This is a genomic window from Campylobacter sp. BCW_4319 (assembly GCF_001764435.1).
GTDB lineage: Bacteria > Campylobacterota > Campylobacteria > Campylobacterales > Campylobacteraceae > Campylobacter_D > Campylobacter_D jejuni.
This window is the reverse complement of sequence record NZ_MKAQ01000016.1, coordinates 48,591-67,164: the sequence shown is the minus strand read 5'-3', so window position 1 is coordinate 67,164 and position 18,574 is coordinate 48,591. Positions and strand designations below refer to the sequence as shown.

Here is an 18,574-nt window from a genome sequence, read left to right as displayed (position 1 = left end):
ATAAAATAACTCAAAAATTAATTCTTAAGGAGAAAAATGAAAACCATTGGTATTATAGGCGGAATGAGTTTTGAAAGCACTATTACTTATTATAAAACAATAAATCAAGCTATAAATGATAAATTAAAATCTTTAAATTCTGCAAAAATTTTACTTTACAGTGTTAATTTTGAAGAAATAGAAAATTTACAAAGCCAAGATAAATGGCAAGAAGCTGCACAAATTTTGACTCAATGTGCTAAAAAATTAGAACTTGCAGGGGCTAATTTTATAATAATTGCAACTAATACTATGCATAAGGTTTTTAATGAAATTCAACAAAATATAAATATCCCTATTTTGCATATTGCAAAAAGCTCTGCTAAGGCTTTAAAACAAGAAAACATACAAAAAATTGGTTTATTGGGTACTAAATACACAATGACTCAGGATTTTTATAAAAAAATGCTGATTGAAGAAAATATTAGCGTTATTACTCCTAGTGATGAAGATATAAAAATCGTTAATGATATTATTTTTAATGAGCTTTGCAAAGGTAAAATCAAGCAAGATTCTAAAGAAAAATATTTAAATATTATAAAAAAACTACAAGAAAAAGGGGCAAAAGGAGTGCTTTTAGCTTGCACTGAAATTGGTTTATTAATATCCAAAAATGATACAAATATCAAAATTTTTGACACAAGCCTTATTCACGCCCTTGATGCTGCTAATGAAGCTTTAAAAGATTTATGATTAAAAGATACCCAAAAATGGGCAAATTGCAATATTTTGAAAAGATTTATACTTATATCGGTTTAAATCTTATCTTGCTTTATAGTTTGCTATCTTTTTCTAATTGATTGATATTTAGCATTATAAATTTATAGCTCAGATAAATTACTAAAGGCCAAGCCAATAAAAACAAAGCATGTAACATTTTTTCTCCTTAATATGCGTGATCATCGTTTGCGATTTCTTCGCGTGTGATTTTTACTTTATCCATTGCATTCCAAACATAGATAATATAAGCTAAAACAAAAGGTACAAGTAAAGATACATAAGCCATGACGCTTAGAGTATAATAGCTTGAACTTGCATTTTTTAAAGTTAAAGAACTTTGTAAATCACTTAAAGATGGGTAAAAAGCACTTTGACCTAAACCAATGCTTGATAATAAAGCAAAAACTGTTAAAACCGTTCCAAGTCCTAGGGTAAAAATAGCTTTAGAGCAACCTTTTGTTCCTTGAACCATACCTAAAAGCACTAAAATCACACCAATAACAAGCAAAACAGCAAAAATCATTTGATTTAAGAAATTATATAAATATAAATTCGCACTCATGCTTACAACTCCATTTGTATCTACACTAAAACCATCTTTTAAGAAAATCCACGCTAAAAAACCTAAGAAAAAAGGTAAAAATAAAATACTATTGATCATGAGTTTTTTCATAGCTCTTATTTTGATATTCTCATCATTGATATTGTTCATAAAATACGCTGCGCCTAAAAGCCTTGCTAAAAATACTAAAGCTAAGCCTAAGAGATAATTAAAAGGATTAAGTAAAAGTTCTAAGCCGTGCAAAGGATTTTGCCAAGAAACAAAATTATGCTCATTTAAGATAAATTCAGAACCGCTAAAAAAACTACTTACTGCAACTCCGATTAAAAACACACCTAAATAACCATTAATTTTAAGAAAAATTTCATAGGTTTTAGAGCCATAAACATTATTTTCTTTTTTGCGATATTCATAAGCCACAGCCTGTAAAATAAAACAAAATAAAATACAAAGCCAAGCCCAATAAGCTCCGCCAAAACTTGTACTATAAAAAAGTGGAAAAGCTGCAAAAGCTGCTCCGCCAAAAAGTACGAGAGTTGTAAAACCAAGCTCCCATTTACGCCCTAAAGAATTAACTAGCATAGTTTTTTCAAGCTCATCCTTGCTAAGCTCATCGATTAAAGTCTGTCCACCTTGAACAAAAAACATAAAAACTAAAAGTCCACCAAGTAAACTTAAAATCAACCACCAATAAATTTGCAAACCTTCAAGTTCTAAACCAAAAAACATTATTTTTCTCCTTTGCCCATAAGTGGAGTATGTCCTGCATGTGCGTCAAAACCTTTTTTAATCTGAGTAAGCATGATTTTAACTTCTGCAATCAATAATGCTGTAAAAAGTACTGCAAAAATCCAAAATGAAATTTGAACATTGACTTTTCCAAGTTGTGTTGCTGCGATATGTACAGGAAGCAAGTCTTGAATTGCCCAAGGTTGTCTGCCTACTTCAGCAACAATCCAACCTGCTTCAGCGGCAATATAACCCAATGGAATGGATAACAAACACACCCAAAGTACTTTTCTAAATTTCTCAATATCATTTGCCATGGTAAGATAAAGCGTAACGATGAAAAGTAAAAAGAAAAAACTTCCTAAAGCAACCATGATATGAAAGCTATAAAAAGTTAAAGCCACAGGTGGAATAGTATCGCTTGGTTTTTCTAAATATCCATAACCAAAATCTTTAAAATGAGTTTCTAAAATGGATTTGTGATTTGCCATAGCTATTGTATCATTGTTTTCTTTAGCAAGTTTATAGTCTTTTAGAGCTTGTATAGCGATTTTTCCTCTATCGATACGATTTTGCATAGGTTCTATACCTTTGCTTTCATTTCCATAGATCAAATCTTCAATTCCTGGAACAAAAGAATTTGGATCACGGTTTCCTAATATAGAAAGAGCGTAAGGTATAGTAATGTCAAATAAAAACACACTTTCGTTATTATCTATGGTTTTTTTAGGATTTAAAATTCCAAAAGGTACAAGTCCTGCACGATGTTCACCTTGATAAACCCCTTCCATAGCTGCAAGTTTCATAGGTTGAGTTTGAGTTACACGGTAAGCGCTTTCATCTCCGCTGAAAAACAAAAAGATTGAACAAACCAAACCAAAACTAGCTCCTACAACTAAGCTTTTTTTAGCCTCGATAATATGGCGTCCTTTTAACATAAACCAAGCTGAAATTCCCATTACAAATAAAGCTGAAATTACATAACCACTGCCTATGGTATGTAAAAATTTTGAAATAGCTACAGGAGAAAGTGCTACTTCAAAAAAGCTTTGCATTTCATTTCTTGCTGTGTCAGGGTTAAAGCTCATTCCTACAGGATATTGCATCCAACCATTTGCCACTAAAATCCAAAAAGCAGAAAGATTACTTCCTATAGCCACACACCAAGTTGAAAGTAAGTGAAAACCCTTGCTTACTTTATCCCAGCCAAAAAACATAACTGCAAAAAAAGTAGCCTCTAAAAAAAATGCCATAATACCTTCAACCGCCAAAGGTGCACCAAAAATATCACCCACAAACCAGCTATAATTTGCCCAGTTTGTTCCAAATTCAAATTCCATTATAATGCCTGTAGCTACACCGATAGCAAAATTTATAGCAAATAATGAAAGCCAAAATTTGGTGATTTTTTTCCATCTTTCATTTTTAGTTTTTACATAGATGGTTTCCATGATAGCGATCATAAAAGACAAGCCTAAGGTTAAAGGCACAAACAAAAAATGATAAAGTGCAGTTAAAGCAAACTGCGCTCTTGACCAATCAACGCTACTAAGTTCGTTCATTTATTTTCCTTCGAGTGTAAGATTTTTGAGTACAAAAGTGCTTTTTTCTTTGTCGCTTTTAAAAATAGAATTAAAATTTACATCAAAAACAAAAAGTTTTAAAATCACAAACATAACAAAAAGTTTGATAAAAATAATTTTCCAAAGGGTCTTTCCAAGAGTTAAATTTTTAAAACCTTCTTTGTAAAAATTAAAAATTTGAGAGATGCTAAAATATAAGTGTTTAAGATACATATAAATTCTACCTTTAAAAACAACAAAATAAAACATTTTTAAAAAGCGGAAAATTATAATGAAATTTATGTTATTATTTTCTTAAAAATTTAAATACATATCAAGGTTTTTAATGCAAAAAATTATAGTTTTTATTTTATGTTGTTTTATGACTTTTTTTCTTTATGCATGTTCTTCTAAATTTGAAAATGTAAATCCTTTGGGGCGTTCATTTGGAGAATTTGAAGATACTGATCCTTTAAAACTAGGACTTGAACCTACTTTTCCTACCAATCAAGAAATTCCAAGTTTAATTAGCGGTGCTGATTTAGTACCTATTACTCCTATTACCCCACCTTTAACTAGAACAAGCAATAGTGCCAACAATAATGCAGCAAATGGGATCAATCCTCGCTTTAAAGACGAAGCTTTTAATGATGTTTTAATTTTTGAAAATCGCCCTGCGGTTTCTGATTTTTTAACCATTTTAGGCCCTAGCGGAGCAGCTTTAACGGTTTGGGCTTTAGCACAAGGAAATTGGATTTGGGGCTATACTTTAATCGATAGCAAAGGATTTGGCGATGCTAGAGTTTGGCAACTTTTGCTTTATCCTAATGATTTTGCAATGATTAAAAATGCCAAAACCAATACTTGTCTTAATGCTTATGGTAATGGAATTGTCCATTATCCTTGTGATGCAAGCAATCACGCACAAATGTGGAAACTTATCCCTATGAGCAATACAGCGGTTCAAATTAAAAATTTAGGAAATGGAAAATGCATACAAGCACCTATTACAAATCTTTATGGTGATTTTCACAAGGTTTTTAAAATTTTTACCGTAGAGTGTGCAAAAAAAGATAATTTTGATCAACAATGGTTTTTAACTACTCCACCTTTTACCGCAAAACCTTTATATCGCCAAGGAGAGGTACGATGAAAAAAATTATATGTTTATTTTTATCTTTTAACCTTGCTTTTGCAAATTTAGAAAATTTTAATGTTGGCACTTGGAATTTGCAAGGCTCATCCGCAGCCACAGAAAGCAAATGGAGTGTTAGTGTAAGACAACTTGTAAGTGGAGCAAACCCCTTAGATATCTTAATGATACAAGAAGCAGGAACTTTACCAAGAACAGCCACTCCAACAGGACGCCATGTGCAACAAGGTGGAACACCTATTGATGAATATGAGTGGAATTTAGGAACTCTTTCAAGGCCTGATAGGGTTTTTATTTATTATTCTCGCGTTGATGTAGGAGCTAATCGTGTAAATTTAGCTATAGTTTCAAGAATGCAAGCTGAAGAAGTGATTGTTTTACCTCCACCTACTACAGTTTCAAGACCCATTATAGGAATTCGCAATGGAAATGATGCTTTTTTCAATATCCATGCTTTAGCTAATGGAGGAACAGATGTAGGAGCAATTATCACAGCTGTAGATGCACATTTTGCAAATATGCCTCAAGTTAACTGGATGATAGCAGGGGATTTTAACCGTGATCCTTCTACTATAACAAGTACAGTGGATAGAGAATTAGCAAATAGAATTAGAGTGGTTTTTCCAACTAGCGCAACTCAAGCAAGCGGAGGGACCCTTGATTATGCAATTACAGGAAATTCAAATAGACAACAAACCTATACTCCACCGCTTTTAGCTGCGATTTTAATGCTTGCAAGTTTAAGATCTCATATAGTTTCAGATCATTTTCCAGTAAATTTTAGAAAATTTTAGGACATTTAATATGAAAAAAATTATTACTTTGTTTTTTATGTTTATAACTTTAGCCTTTGCAACTCCTACTGGAGATTTGAAAGATTTTACCGAAATGGTTTCTATAAGAAGCTTAGAAACGGGAATTTTTTTAAGCGCCTTTAGGGATACCTCAAAAGATCCTATTGATCAAAATTGGAATATTAAAGAAATTGTTTTAAGCGATGAGTTAAAACAAAAAGATAAATTAGCTGATGAACTTCCTTTTGGTTATGTGCAATTTACAAATCCAAAAGAAAGCGATCTTTGTTTAGCCATCTTAGAAGATGGAACCTTTGGAGCAAAATCTTGTCAAGATGATCTAAAAGATGGTAAATTAGAAACTGTATTTTCTATAATGCCAACAACAACTTCAGCTGTGCAAATTCGTTCTTTAGTTTTGGAATCTGATGAATGTATAGTAACTTTTTTTAATCCAAATATTCCTATACAAAAACGCTTTGGAATAGCCCCTTGCACCCTAGATCCTATTTTTTTTGCTGAAGTAAATGAACTAATGATTATAACCCCACCTTTAACAGCTGCTACCCCTTTAGAATAAGATTTTTATCTTGTTCTATTTTTATATTTATTTAATATTTATGATATTACTAAAATACACAAAATAATTAATAATAATACAATGTAATTTACCTTGCTCTATAATTTTTTTATTTTAATGTAATTTTTTGTTACAATAAATTTATACATAATAATTATCAAGGAGGAAAAATTGGAACAAATTTTAACATGGCAACAAATTTATGACCCTTTTTCAAATATTTGGCTAAGTGCTTTAGTGGCATTTTTACCTATACTATGTTTTTTAGTTTGTTTGGTTGTTTTAAAACTTAAAGGCTATCAAGCAGGTTTTTTAACTGTTATACTTGCTACTTTAGTAGCTTTATTTGCCTATAAAATGCCTTGGAATTTAGTGGGTGCAAGTTTTATTCAAGGCTTTACAAATGGTATGTGGCCTATAGCTTGGATTATCATCGCGGCAATCTTTCTTTACAAACTTTCTATCAAGTCAGGTTCTTTTGAAATCATTAAAAAAAGCGTGATGAGCATTACTCCAGATCATAGAATTCAAGTGATTTTAATAGGTTTTTGTTTTGGTTCATTTTTAGAGGGTGCTATAGGTTTTGGTGGCCCTGTGGCTATAACCGCTGCACTTTTAGTAGGACTTGGCTTGCGTCCTTTACAAGCTGCAGGGCTTTGTCTTATCGCAAATACCGCTCCTGTTGCTTTTGGTGCGGTGGGAATTCCTATTATTGCTATGGCAAATCTTGTCGGCATAGAACAGCATTCAGTTTCTGCCATGGTAGGTAGAATGCTAGTTCCTTTAAGCCTTACTATACCTTTTTTCATAGTTTTTTTAATGGATGGATTTAAAGGTATTAAAGAAACTTTTCCAGCTATTTTAGTTGCGGCGCTAAGTTTTACAACTACTCAATTTTTAAGCTCAAATCACCTAGGAGCGGAATTACCTGATATTATTTCAGCTGTGGTTTCTTTAGCAGTTACGACTGTATTTTTGAAATTTTGGAAACCAAAAAATATTTTTAGATTTGACAATGAAAGCAATTTCACTCAAGATAACACCTTAAGTTTTAATCAAATTTTAAAAGCTTGGTCACCTTTTATTTTACTCATTGTTTGTATTATCATTTGGACACAACCTTGGTTTAAAGCCCTCTTTGATAAGGATGGAATTTTAAGCTATACAAGTATTACTTTACAATTTAGCAATATCACAACTGGAATTTTAAGCCCTTCTATCACAGGCATAGGAGAAGCTAAGCCTTTATCTTTGGCCTTGGGTGTAGATTTAATCAATGGAAAAACCGTAGCTCAAGCAGGAACAGCGATTTTACTTGCCGCTTTTCTAACTATAGCTATTTTAAAAATCAAAGCCGAAGATGCTGCAGAATGCTTTTGGGTTACCTTAAAAGAAATGGCTATACCTTGTATCACCATAGGTTTGGTTGTGGCCTTTGCTTTTATCTCTAAAAATAGTGGTATGAGCACTACTTTAGGACTTGCTTTTGCACACACAGGTGATGCTTTTTCTTTCTTTTCACCAATCATTGGCTGGATAGGGGTATTTTTAACAGGCTCTGATACAAGTGCTAATTTACTTTTTGGAACCTTGCAACAAGTAAGCGCTCAAAAACTAGGTATTAGCGAAGCTTTATTTTTAGCAGCTAATTCAGTAGGTGGGGTTGTTGGAAAGATGATCAGTCCACAAAGCATTGCTATAGCTTGTGCAGCGGTTGGACTTGTGGGAAAAGAATCTGATCTTTTCAAATTCACATTAAAATATTCTGTAGCTTTTATTATTTTAATAGGAATTTGGACTTGCATTATAGCTTTTTTCTTACAAGGAATCATCCCTGAAGTTATAGTGAAATAATTAAAAAATTTAAGTTTTATTTCAACAAATATTCGTTTTTAGAATATTTGTTAGAAATTTTACTTTGCTTTTATTTTTACAGGATTAGAATATTTATCCTAAATTATCCTAAAAGGAGAAAAATGATGAAAAAAGTGTATTTTTACGCCACATGCTTAGGAAGTGCTGCTATGCAACAAAGCGTTTTAAATGCGATAAAACTTTTAAGGCGTGAGGGTATTGAAGTGATTTTCAAAAAAAATCAAACCTGTTGCGCCCAACCTTCTTTTAACTCAGGTTATTTCGATGAAAGTCGTGAGATCGCTTTATATAATGTAGATTTATTTGATAAAGATTATCCCATCGTTGTACCCAGTGGTTCTTGTGCGGGTATGATGAGTCATGACTATAAAGAGCTTTTTAAAAACAGACCTGAATTTTCCAAAATAAAAACTTTTAGCCCTAGAGTGATAGAACTTTCACAATACCTTGATGAAGTTTTAAAAGTAGATTATGAAGATAAAGGTGCACCTATAAAAGTAACTTGGCATTCTAATTGCCATGCTTTAAGAGTGCAAAAAAGCATACAAGCGAGTAAAAATCTTATCAAAAAACTAAAAAACGTAGAATTAGTAGAACTTCAATACGAAGAAGAATGCTGTGGTTTTGGAGGAACCTTTTCAGTAAAAGAGCCTGAAATTTCAAATGCTATGGTAAGAAGCAAAATCAAAGATATACAAAATAGCGGTGCAAAATATCTCATCAGTGGTGATGGAGGTTGTCTTTTAAATATAGATGGCACAATGAAAAGAATGGGTTTGGATATAAAAGGCATACATTTATATGACTTTTTACTTAAACGCTTAGAAGGAGAGAGACTATGAGTCAAAAAATTCCTCACGAACAAATCGTTCAAATTAAACTCAATGACAAACAAATGCAAGAAAATTTAATGACTGCCATGCATACTTTGCAAAAAAATAGACTCAATGTTATTGATGCTAGATTTAAAGACTGGCAGGGCTTAAGAGCTAAAGCTAAGCAAGCTAAAAATAATGCCTTAATGAGCTTAGAAGAAAGACTTTTAGAATTTGAAAAAAATGCTACAAAAAATGGCATTAAGGTGCATTGGGCAAGTAGTGATGAAGATGCCTGTGAAATCGTCTATGAAATCATGAAAGAAAAAAATATCACCAAGCTTTTAAAAGGCAAGTCTATGGCAAGTGAAGAAATAGGCCTAAATCACTACCTAGAAAAAAAAGGTTTAAAAGCTATAGAAACCGATCTTGGAGAGCTTATTTTACAGCTTAATGAAGAACCCCCTTTACACATAGTTGTACCTGCCATACATAGAAACCGCCATGAAATCGGAGAAATTTTCAAAGAAAAATTAGGAGCAAATTTAGAAAACGATGAACCCGAAAGTTTAAATGCGGTGGCTAGAGAACATTTAAGAAAAGATTTTGAAGGCTTAAAACTTGGACTTAGTGGGGTCAATTTTGCCATGTCAAGAGAAGGAGCTTTTTGGCTTATAGAAAATGAAGGAAATGGTAGAATGTGCACTACAGCACCTGATATTCATATCGCACTTTGTGGTATAGAAAAAGTCATGGAAAGCTTTGAAGATGCAGCTACTATGGTTTCTTTACTTACTCCTTCAGCCACAGGACAATTTATACCAACTTATAACAATATCATTACAGGCCCTAGAAAAAATGGAGATTTAGATGGTCCTAAAGAAGTACATGTGATTTTATTTGATCACAATCGCTCTAAAATGTTAGCTCATGAGGATTATTATGAGGCTTTGCGTTGTATTCGATGCGGGGCTTGTATGAATTTTTGCCCTGTTTATGATCAAATCGGCGGACATGCTTATCAAACCACTTATCCAGGACCTATAGGAGAAGTAATCAGTCCTAATATTTTTGGTATAGATCATACAGGAGATATTTTGAATTTCTGTTCACTTTGTGGGCGTTGTTCTGAAGTTTGTCCAGTCCAAATTCCTTTGGCTGATCTTATTCGCAAATTAAGATGTGATAAAATAGGACAAGGTAAAAATCCACCTTTAGGAGCAAATAATGTTCATCACAATGCCCTAGAAGCCTTTGCTTTTAAACAATTTAAAAATATCGCAACCAATGGCGATAAATGGCGTTTTTCACTTTCAAAAGCACATTATTTCAACTGGACGGTACAAAATTTCGCAAGCATTTTGCCTGTGATTAAAAAATGGTACGCTTTTAAAGAATTACCTCAAATTAAAATGGATCTTTATAAAGAAGTGCAAAAACTAGAAGGAGTAAGCTATGAGTAAAATCGATGAAATTTCAAGCAAAAGCAAAGCAAATATTTTAGAACATCTTAAAAAAGCTTACAAAGAAACAACTTTCACACGCATTGAAAGTATAGATCCTGTAGAACATATCCAGACAACCCAAGATATGCTTACAGAAATGAAGCAAAAAATGAGCGATAACAAATACATCGTTGAAAATGCTACAAAAGATACCTTAGAAGAAAAAATCAATGAAATTGTCGCAAAATATGGCTTTAAAAGTATGATTTATGGAGCGGATTTAAATTTAAATTTAGAACAAATCAAAGCAGAAAAAAAGATTTGCTTTGATAAAGAAATCGAAAATTTAAGATCTGAAGTTTTTCATAGTGATTTTTCCATCATTCACGCAAGAGCAGGGGTAAGCTCTCACGGAGTTGCACTTATACCTTCAAGTAAAACCCAACCTAGAATGCTAAGCCTTGCACCTAAACTTTGCATAGTATTACTTAAAAAAGAAAATGTTGTTAAAAGTCTTAGCGAAGCTTTAAATTTAGTAAAAAAAGAAAATGAAATTTTACCTACTAATATCTTATTTATAGCAGGGCCTTCAAGAACAGCAGATATAGAACTTATCACTGTTTTTGGTGTTCATGGGCCACAAATTGCACATATTATTATTTACTGATTCTATACTAGAATCAGTAAGTCTTAATTTTTAATATTAATTATATATATTTTTTATATTATACAAATATAAATAAAATAAATAATTTCTAATTAATAATATTTTAATAAAATATTATGTAATATTTCACTCAAATATATTAAATTAATTTTAAATACAAAAATTAAAGAAGGTGCTTTTAGATAAACTAATTCCAACTTGGAATGAAAAATACAGTATTCATAACACAATGATTGACATTCAACACCAAAAACTTTGTGAACTTGCAAGCAAGGTTGAAAGTGCTGTTTATAAATTTGTAAAACGAGAAGAACTCAAAGAAATTTTAACAGAACTTTTTAACTATATGAAAGAACATTTTAGTAATGAAGAAGATTATATGCAAGAAATTCATTATCCTTATTTAAATGAACACAAAATCATGCATAAAATATCATTCGTGATATGTCTTATCTTATACAAAACATAAAAACCACTAATGATTTAAAAGAGAAGCTTTACACAGTTTCTAAAAAATGGCTTTTAGAACATATACTCTATAAAGATGTGAAAGTTGAACAATACAGAAGATCTTCTTTAACTTCTGAAGATGATGGGGAAGTAAGCTTTGAAGAAGTCAAAGAAGAAAAAGATGATGAAAATACAGTTTATCTTTATACATGCGAATGCGTAGAACAAATGCATGATGTACCATTTGGAATTCATCAAAAAATTCAACTTAAGGGCGTAAAATTTAAATGTAAAAAATGCAAAGAAGCCATACAGTTTTATAAAAAATATTCAGAAAATTTCTAATTAACTATTTATGCGTTAAAATAATAAATAAAGTATAAGTTAGACAAAGAAGGAAATTTAATGGATAAAAAATAAAATATTTTATTTTGGATAAATTTGACTATTCCTATCCTATACTAACCAAAGATACAAAATGCTCATTTTGTGAAAATTTTTTCTCGATAGAATATAGCTCAAACTTAAAAACAATAGAAAAAGAATGTCCATTTTGCAATAATAAAATGGACATTAAACTTAAAGACTAAGCCTTAGTTTTACTTACAATATTAATAATATTTGAAGCTACTTCATCAGCAAGTTCTAAATGAGAAGTAAAGCCTACACAAGAACAATTAATCTCGCCTAAAACATATTTATCATTGCCCTTTTCATCAGTATCTAAAATAAAATCAGCCGTCCAAATCAATGGTAAGTCGTAATTGCCTAATTTTTCCCTTACCTTAGGAAGCTCGCCTAAAAACATATCCACCAAAGTTTTCCAATCTTCTGGCTTATCATAGCGATATTTTGCCCCACTAAAAAGCGTAGCAGAAAAAGCATCAGCATCTTCAGCTGGTTTTTTATGCACTACATTTACAGGGGTGTTATAAAGCATTAAAAGTCTGATTTCACCTTCTTTAATGCGCGGTAAAAAAGTCATATCCACAAGCATACCATTATCACCTATGATATATTGCTCACAAAAATCCATAAATTCCCCAAGCTCTCTATGTTCTACATGATTATCCTTAGCTTCTGTGCATTTGATTTTTGTGTTTAAAGGCAAACTATCTCCACTAACATTACCCTCTACACTCACACGCCAAATTCCCTCTCCTGTAGAGCCACGATTTTGTTTTAAAACCCTTTCACCTTTAGCCAAACTTTTTGGAAAATTTTCTTTAAAAGTCTTAATATCATAGTAAGCATAAGTATCGCTTGGAACAAGATCAGTATCTGCTAATTTTGTAAGTGCATCTTTAGCGCCATAACCTATCATAGCATCAGGATGAGGCATGCCTACAAGCTTATCGGCACAAAGTTTTCTTAACATATCAAAATACTCATTTTCTTCTTTAAGATTGCCAGGATTGATGCGAGAAACATAACCATCAAAATTTTCTTTCACATATTTGTAAATTTCATCTTTTTTACCCACTTCAAAAAAAATCACCTCAGCATTCCAACCCTTAGCTTTTAAGGCATTTACCATAGGCATGGTATCTTTTCTATAGCCATCTTCACCTTTATCACTCCCACCTTTAACTTCGAAAAAAACAATATTTTTTTTCATTATTTTACTCCTTATCTAAGATATAAATAATTATTGCATAAAAATATTACAAAAATTAAATAAAAATATTTATATATTTTATCTAGCGCTTATAAAACTGCTATTAGTTTTATAAACGATTTCGATTAAGCTTTTACTTATCAAGCTTGATGTTTGTCCTTCTAGGCGGTTAAGAAATTTATCAATCTTATCTTCTTCTTTCCAAACAGGATTTGAAACATTAGCAAGTTTTTCAAGCTCCTTTTTAGCATTTTCATAATTACTAAGCTCATCTATAAGACCAAGCTCCTTAGCCTTGGCAGCTAAAAACACTCTTGCATTTGCCCATTGATCTTTTTTATTAAGATCTAATGCTCTTTCCTTGGCAACAAAACCTGTAAAAAGATCATAACTTTGATCAATTAAACTCTGTAAAAAATTTCTTTCATTCTCATTCCAAGCTCTTGCAAAAGTTCCAGCACTTTTAAATTCACCCGCTTGAATAGTTTGTTCTTTAATACCGAGTTTATTAGCCAATCCACTTAAATCAGCTCCTTGCATAATCACACCGATAGAGCCTATAAAACTTGCCGGATTGGCTAAAATTTTATTTGCTCCAACTCCTGCTAAATAACTTCCACTTGCCATAGTTCCGCTTGCATAAACAAGCACAGGCTTTTTAATTTTTAAATCCTTTATAGCTAGAGCTAGTTCCATACTAGGAGCAAAAGCTCCACCAGGAGAGTCTATAACAAAAAGCACTCCTTTGATATTGCTATCATTTTTAGCATTGATAATTTTTTCCAAAACCGCAGAGCTATCAAAAATTTCACCCTTTAAATCAATGCGTTCTAAATTTGCAAGATTAGAGCTTGAATTTGCACTAGGCATTAAAATCCATATAACAATCAACAATAAAACAAAGGTTTTAAAATAAGTATTGATAAATTTTATACCACATCCTAAAGCCTTAAAAAATGATTTTAAAATTTGCATTCTTTTCCTTTTATAAATAATTTATCCACTTCCTTAGCATTTAAAATAAACTGCAAAGGAGCTTGCTTTTTATCACATTCTCCTAGCTCAAATACGCTAAAATCAGCAATTTTACCTTTTTTAAGCTCTCCTAAATTTAAATTTAAAGCCCTTGCAGGATAAAGTGTTACCATTTGCAAAAGCTTAGAGGCTAACTCTAATAAATCAAAATTCTTATGTATAAGCAAATTCGCGCGCATTTCATCAAGTAAAGACAATGAAATATTTGAGCTAAGTCCATCGGTTCCTAAATGGATATTTAATCCACTTTTTAAAGCCGTTTTTAAATCTAAGCTTTTTTGACTTAAAAGGCGATTTGAAAATGCACAATGTGTAATAGAATGTAAATTTTTATCTAACCATTCATATTCTTTTAGATAAACACAATGCGTAAAAAGAGTCCTTACTCCTTTAAAAAGTTTAACAAAATCCTTTGGTGTATAAAGAGGCTTAGGATGAAGTGTGAAATTTTCAAGCCATTTTTTAAAACCCCCTTTAGACTCTCTAAGCCAGATATTTTCAGCCTTACTTTCTAAAAAATGCGTACTAGCTAGTAAATTTTGCTTTTTAGCTAAATCAAGAGCAAAATAAGCCAAACTAGGATGAGTTGAATAAGGAGAATGAATCGAAATTGCCGGGATAAAAAAATCATTTTTAAATTTCAAAGAATTTTCAAATCTTTTTAAAAATTCTTGTTTTTTATCTTCAACTTGATTTTCATTTGTACCCAAAATTTCATTAAAAAATACTATACGCATACCCTTGTGACTAGCCTTTAAGCAAGGATCTAAATCACTCCCAAAACTTGAAATTTCACCTATAGTGCCTATACCACTTTTTTGCATTTTTTTAATGCTTTGAAGTATTAATTCTTCTTTGGCCTGTGCATTTAATATGGAACGAGAATTTATAACACTTTTAAGCCAAATTAAAAATTCTCCAAAATGTAAAGTTGTTGAATTTGCACTAAATTCTAAGTGTGTGTGAGGATTTATAAAAGCAGGTAAAATAACCGAATTTTTAGGTGTTTTGATGATTTTAGCCTTAGGATATTTTTTTTTTAAATTATCCAATTCACCCAATTCTAAAATTTTATCTTCAAAAACAAAGGCTTGATTTTCTAGTATTGTAAAATCTTCATCGCATAAAAAAAGATATCTTGCAGCAACTATAAACACGATTTTCCTTTCAAAAATTACATTGTAGCAAAAATTTATTTTTAAAATGTTATAATAAAAGGTTAAAAATAAATTTTTAAGGTTAAATCCATGAAAATAATGATTATCCAAGGCCCAAATGTTAATATGCTTGGCGTAAGAGAAGTGGGAATTTATGGTGCTATGAAAATGGAAGAAATTCACGAGCAAATGAAACTTGCAGCATCGCAAAATAATGTAGAACTTGACTTTTTCCAAAGTAATTTTGAAGGTGAAATCGTAGATAAAATTCAAGAATGCCTTGGAACAGTTGATGGAATTATTATCAATGCAGCAGGCTATACTCATACTTCAGTAGCTATTCGCGATGCTATTGCAGCAGTAGCTTTGCCTACAATTGAAGTACATATTAGCAATGTTTATCGCAGAGAAGAATTTCGTCAAAAAAGTCTTATAGCGCCTGTATGTTCTGGAACTATTGTTGGTTTTGGTCCTTTTGGCTATCACTTGGCTTTAATGGGTATAATTCAAATTTGCGAACAAATAAAAAATTTGCGCGCAATGCAACAAACACAACAAACGAATAAATAATAATGCTAAAAATTCAAGGAGTAAAACACTTTGAAAAAAGTCGTTTTTTTCCTTTTTTTAGTCAAAATATACGATCTTTTAAATATTTAGCTCTTATAGGCTTAGGAAGCAATATAGAGCCCGAAAAAAAAAGATTTGATATGCTTTTTCGAGTAATGATGGATGATAAAAGATTTAAAATTTTATCCACATCTCCTATGTTGATAAATGAAGCCTTTGGTTTTAAAGAGCAAAAAGATTTTACCAATGCTGTTATGTTGATACAAACTAATTTGCATGCACGAGCACTTTTGAAAGTTTTACTTTACTATGAAGTAAAATTTAAACGCAAGAGAACTTTCAAAAACGCTCCTAGAACGCTTGATTTAGATCTTTTATACTTTTCACAAAAAGTCAAGCGTGATAAGTGGTGTGAGGTGCCTCATAAAGGGGCTAAAGAAAGAGTGAGTGTAATTTTGCCTTTAGGCATGATATAAGGAATATAAATGGGACAACTTATACATACTTTTACTGTTGAAGATACAGAACAAATTATACCCAAAGTAAAAGAAGATTACGGAAATAAAGCTTTAATTATAACAAATAAACAAATTCGTCCTAAAACCTTAAATCGCAGTGCGCTTTATGAGGTTATGGTAGCCATAGAAGAAAGCGACTATGAAGAACACTTAAAAAAACAAGGAAAATCTTTACCTGCAAAAAAAAGCTCGCCAAAACCATCTTCTACCTCTCTTGCAGAAGAAAAAATTAGATCTCAAATCCCTCAAGAAGATGAAGATGTAGTCTTGGATTTCTCAAACACTCGCTTAAATACAAATTTAAACACTGTAAAAAACAATGACTTAACTAAAAAAACCTATCAAGATTTTCCGCAAAACAAAATCAACCCTCATCAAAATAAGACTCTAGGCTTTGATGATTTCAAAGAAAAACTAAGTGAAGTTAGCAATGAAATTTCTAAAGTCACAAACACACCTTTAGAAAATTACACCCCTAATCCAAATTATAATAAAAAAATAGAAAATTTTGAAAAGCAATTTGAAAAACAAATCAACAAGCTTAATGATAAAATAGATCTTCTTGCAGATATGATGTGGGACGATAAAGCTGAAGCTAGAAAAAATCTTATGATACCTCCTGAATTTGCAAGTATTTATAAACAAGCCAAAGAAAGTGGAATGCTTGAAAATCATCTAGAAGCGATTATGAAAGCAACTATAGAAAATATGCCAGCTGCTATGAAAACCAACAAAGATGCGGTTCAAAGATATTTTCACTCACTTTTAAGAAATATCTTGCCTTGTCGTGTTGAAAGCGATATAAAAAAACAAAAAATCATGATGCTAGTAGGCCCAACAGGAGTCGGAAAAACAACAACCTTAGCTAAGTTAGCTTTTCGCTATGCTTATGGAGATAAGCGTTATAAAACAGGTATTATTACGCTTGATACTTATAGAATCGGTGCGGTTGAGCAACTTTTTCAGTATGCAAAAATGATGAAACTTCCTATTATTGATAGCATAGAACCAAAGGATTTAGATGAAGCGATAAAAAGCTTAAATAATTGCGAAGTAATTTTAGTTGATACTATAGGAAATTCACAATACGATCAAAGCAAACTTGCTAAAACTAAAGAATTTTTAATGCACTCAAATGCAGAAATTGATGTAAATTTAGTGGTTTCTGCAAACACCAAACATGAAGATTTAATGGAAATTTATAAAAATTTTTCATTCTTAAATATTGATACTTTGATTATTACTAAATTTGATGAAACAAAGGTTTTTGGAAATATCTTCTCTCTTGTTTATGAAACAAATATTCCTCTAAGCTTTTTCTCTATAGGACAAGAAGTGCCAGATGATTTAGAAGTAGCCAATAGTGATTTTCTAGTTCATTGTATTTTAGAAGGGTTTAACAAAGGAAAAAATAATGAATAACCAAGCAAATAAACTTCGCAATCTCATGAGTCAAAATGGAACCAAAAAATCCCAAAACACTCATTTTATAGCTATTACAAGTGGAAAAGGTGGCGTTGGAAAAAGTACGATTAGTGCGAATCTAGCCAATGTTTTAGCAAATAATGGCTATAAAGTTGGGCTTTTTGATGCTGATATTGGCTTGGCAAATTTGGATGTCATTTTAAATGTACGCATACAAAAAAATCTCTTGCATGTTTTACGCGGAGAATGCTCCTTGGAAGACATTTTAATAGAAGTTAAGCCAAATTTATGGCTCATCCCAGGCGAAAGTGGAGATGAGATTTTAAAATATAATGATAAAAATATTTATGAGAGATTTTTAAATCAAGCAAGTATTTTAGATGAACTTGATTTTCTTATTATCGACACAGGTGCGGGTATTGGTGGAAATATTTTAAATTTTTTAGAAATGGCTGATGAAGTTATAGTAGTAACTGTTCCTGATCCTGCAGCAATCACTGATGCGTATGCAACCATAAAAACAACTTCTAAGACAAAAGAAAATTTACTAATGCTCTTTAATGTTGTAAAAAATGAAAATGAAGCTTTAAAAGTTTTTGAAAATATTAAAAAAGTTGCAGATGCAAACATTAAAAATCCTTTAAATTTAGAATTCTTAGGTCATTTAAGCGCTTCTAAAGATGTAAGTGGTAGTATTAAAAAAAGAACTTTATTTAGCGATGAAAACACAGCCTCAAGTGATGAGATTAAAGCCCTAGCTTCCAAGCTTTTATATAGATTGGAACGGAAAGTGCTTGATAATGTTTCAAATCGTAGTTTTTCAAGTTTTTTTAGAAAAATTATTGAAAGATTTTAGCAAT

At 31.4% G+C, this 18,574-nt stretch carries 18 protein-coding genes and 1 pseudogene; 13 read left to right on the top strand and 6 right to left on the bottom strand.

Translation table 11 applies throughout. From position 1 onward, the window contains the following. Nucleotides 1-36: 36 nt before the first annotated feature. The gene (locus tag AJN56_RS05610) at nt 37-732 is read left to right on the top strand and encodes an aspartate/glutamate racemase family protein (protein WP_002868768.1); all 696 of its coding nucleotides are present in this window, start codon (nt 37-39) and stop codon (nt 730-732) included. Nucleotides 733-925: 193 nt separating this feature from the next. On the opposite strand, the gene cydB is transcribed toward AJN56_RS05610, so the two are convergent. The 3 genes from cydB to AJN56_RS05590 are packed head-to-tail and all read right to left on the bottom strand — an operon-like array spanning nt 926 to nt 3,846. Then, entirely contained in the window at nt 926-2,050 is a 1,125-nt protein-coding gene (gene cydB, locus AJN56_RS05600; RefSeq protein WP_002851984.1) for a cytochrome d ubiquinol oxidase subunit II, read from the bottom strand. Beyond that, entirely contained in the window at nt 2,050-3,612 is a 1,563-nt protein-coding gene (locus AJN56_RS05595; protein WP_002859765.1) for a cytochrome ubiquinol oxidase subunit I, read from the bottom strand. The genes cydB and AJN56_RS05595 overlap by 1 nt, the downstream gene beginning before the upstream one ends. Continuing rightward, nucleotides 3,613-3,846 (bottom strand): DUF4492 domain-containing protein, encoded by a 234-nt coding sequence (locus tag AJN56_RS05590; RefSeq protein ID WP_002851632.1) that lies wholly within the window; start codon nt 3,844-3,846, stop codon nt 3,613-3,615. 112 nt (nt 3,847-3,958) lie between these two features. On the opposite strand from AJN56_RS05590, the gene cdtA reads away from it, so the two are divergent. From cdtA to AJN56_RS08995, 8 genes and pseudogenes are all read left to right on the top strand, one after another. After that, the gene (gene cdtA, locus AJN56_RS05585; protein WP_002852021.1) at nt 3,959-4,765 is read left to right on the top strand and encodes a cytolethal distending toxin subunit Cj-CdtA; all 807 of its coding nucleotides are present in this window, start codon (nt 3,959-3,961) and stop codon (nt 4,763-4,765) included. Then, nucleotides 4,762-5,559 carry a cytolethal distending toxin nuclease subunit Cj-CdtB gene (gene cdtB, locus AJN56_RS05580; RefSeq protein ID WP_002851847.1) on the top strand — a complete coding sequence of 266 codons (798 nt, stop codon included), beginning with the start codon at nt 4,762-4,764 and terminating at the stop codon, nt 5,557-5,559. The genes cdtA and cdtB overlap by 4 nt, the downstream gene beginning before the upstream one ends. A gap of 10 nt (nt 5,560-5,569) precedes the next feature. Then, a complete protein-coding gene (gene cdtC, locus AJN56_RS05575; protein WP_002851967.1) occupies nt 5,570-6,139 on the top strand; it encodes a cytolethal distending toxin subunit Cj-CdtC in 570 nt (189 codons plus the stop codon). Nucleotides 6,140-6,310: 171 nt separating this feature from the next. Beyond that, nucleotides 6,311-7,993 (top strand): L-lactate permease, encoded by a 1,683-nt coding sequence (locus AJN56_RS05570; RefSeq protein WP_002851907.1) that lies wholly within the window; start codon nt 6,311-6,313, stop codon nt 7,991-7,993. Nucleotides 7,994-8,115: 122 nt separating this feature from the next. Next, nucleotides 8,116-8,856: a (Fe-S)-binding protein gene (locus tag AJN56_RS05565; protein WP_002857727.1), complete on the top strand. Its 741-nt coding sequence runs from the start codon at nt 8,116-8,118 to the stop codon at nt 8,854-8,856. After that, on the top strand, nt 8,853-10,292 hold the full coding sequence (locus tag AJN56_RS05560) for a LutB/LldF family L-lactate oxidation iron-sulfur protein (RefSeq protein ID WP_002860571.1): 1,440 nt from the start codon (nt 8,853-8,855) through the stop codon (nt 10,290-10,292). The genes AJN56_RS05565 and AJN56_RS05560 overlap by 4 nt, the downstream gene beginning before the upstream one ends. Continuing rightward, nucleotides 10,285-10,941, top strand: coding sequence for a lactate utilization protein C (locus tag AJN56_RS05555; protein WP_002857772.1), 657 nt, complete (start codon nt 10,285-10,287; stop codon nt 10,939-10,941). Before AJN56_RS05560 ends, AJN56_RS05555 begins: the two co-directional genes overlap by 8 nt. Before the next feature lie 229 nt (nt 10,942-11,170). Continuing rightward, nucleotides 11,171-11,736 (top strand): annotated as a pseudogene (locus tag AJN56_RS08995) (hemerythrin family protein). Between the two features lie 241 nt (nt 11,737-11,977). Here AJN56_RS08995 and AJN56_RS05535 read toward each other — a convergent pair. From AJN56_RS05535 to AJN56_RS05525, 3 genes are all read right to left on the bottom strand, one after another. Next, complete coding sequence (locus tag AJN56_RS05535; protein ID WP_002851763.1) at nt 11,978-13,009, bottom strand: Cj0069 family protein; 1,032 nt, start codon at nt 13,007-13,009, stop codon at nt 11,978-11,980. Between the two features lie 78 nt (nt 13,010-13,087). Further along, a complete protein-coding gene (gene sppA, locus AJN56_RS05530) occupies nt 13,088-13,984 on the bottom strand; it encodes a signal peptide peptidase SppA (RefSeq protein WP_070246430.1) in 897 nt (298 codons plus the stop codon). Then, on the bottom strand, nt 13,972-15,201 hold the full coding sequence (locus AJN56_RS05525) for a metal-dependent hydrolase (protein WP_002857754.1): 1,230 nt from the start codon (nt 15,199-15,201) through the stop codon (nt 13,972-13,974). The genes sppA and AJN56_RS05525 overlap by 13 nt, the downstream gene beginning before the upstream one ends. 90 nt (nt 15,202-15,291) lie before the next feature. On the opposite strand from AJN56_RS05525, the gene aroQ reads away from it, so the two are divergent. From aroQ to flhG, 4 genes are read left to right on the top strand one after another with little or no spacing between them, the layout of a single operon-like run. Next, a complete protein-coding gene (gene aroQ, locus AJN56_RS05520; protein WP_070246432.1) occupies nt 15,292-15,771 on the top strand; it encodes a type II 3-dehydroquinate dehydratase in 480 nt (159 codons plus the stop codon). Nucleotides 15,772-15,773: 2 nt separating this feature from the next. Then, nucleotides 15,774-16,247: a 2-amino-4-hydroxy-6-hydroxymethyldihydropteridine diphosphokinase gene (folK, locus tag AJN56_RS05515; RefSeq protein WP_002851803.1), complete on the top strand. Its 474-nt coding sequence runs from the start codon at nt 15,774-15,776 to the stop codon at nt 16,245-16,247. A 9-nt stretch (nt 16,248-16,256) separates the two neighbouring features. Continuing rightward, nucleotides 16,257-17,711, top strand: coding sequence for a flagellar biosynthesis protein FlhF (gene flhF, locus AJN56_RS05510; protein WP_002857724.1), 1,455 nt, complete (start codon nt 16,257-16,259; stop codon nt 17,709-17,711). Next, on the top strand, nt 17,704-18,570 hold the full coding sequence (gene flhG, locus AJN56_RS05505) for a flagella biosynthesis ATPase FlhG (protein ID WP_002851985.1): 867 nt from the start codon (nt 17,704-17,706) through the stop codon (nt 18,568-18,570). The genes flhF and flhG overlap by 8 nt, the downstream gene beginning before the upstream one ends. Nucleotides 18,571-18,574: the final 4 nt, after the last annotated feature.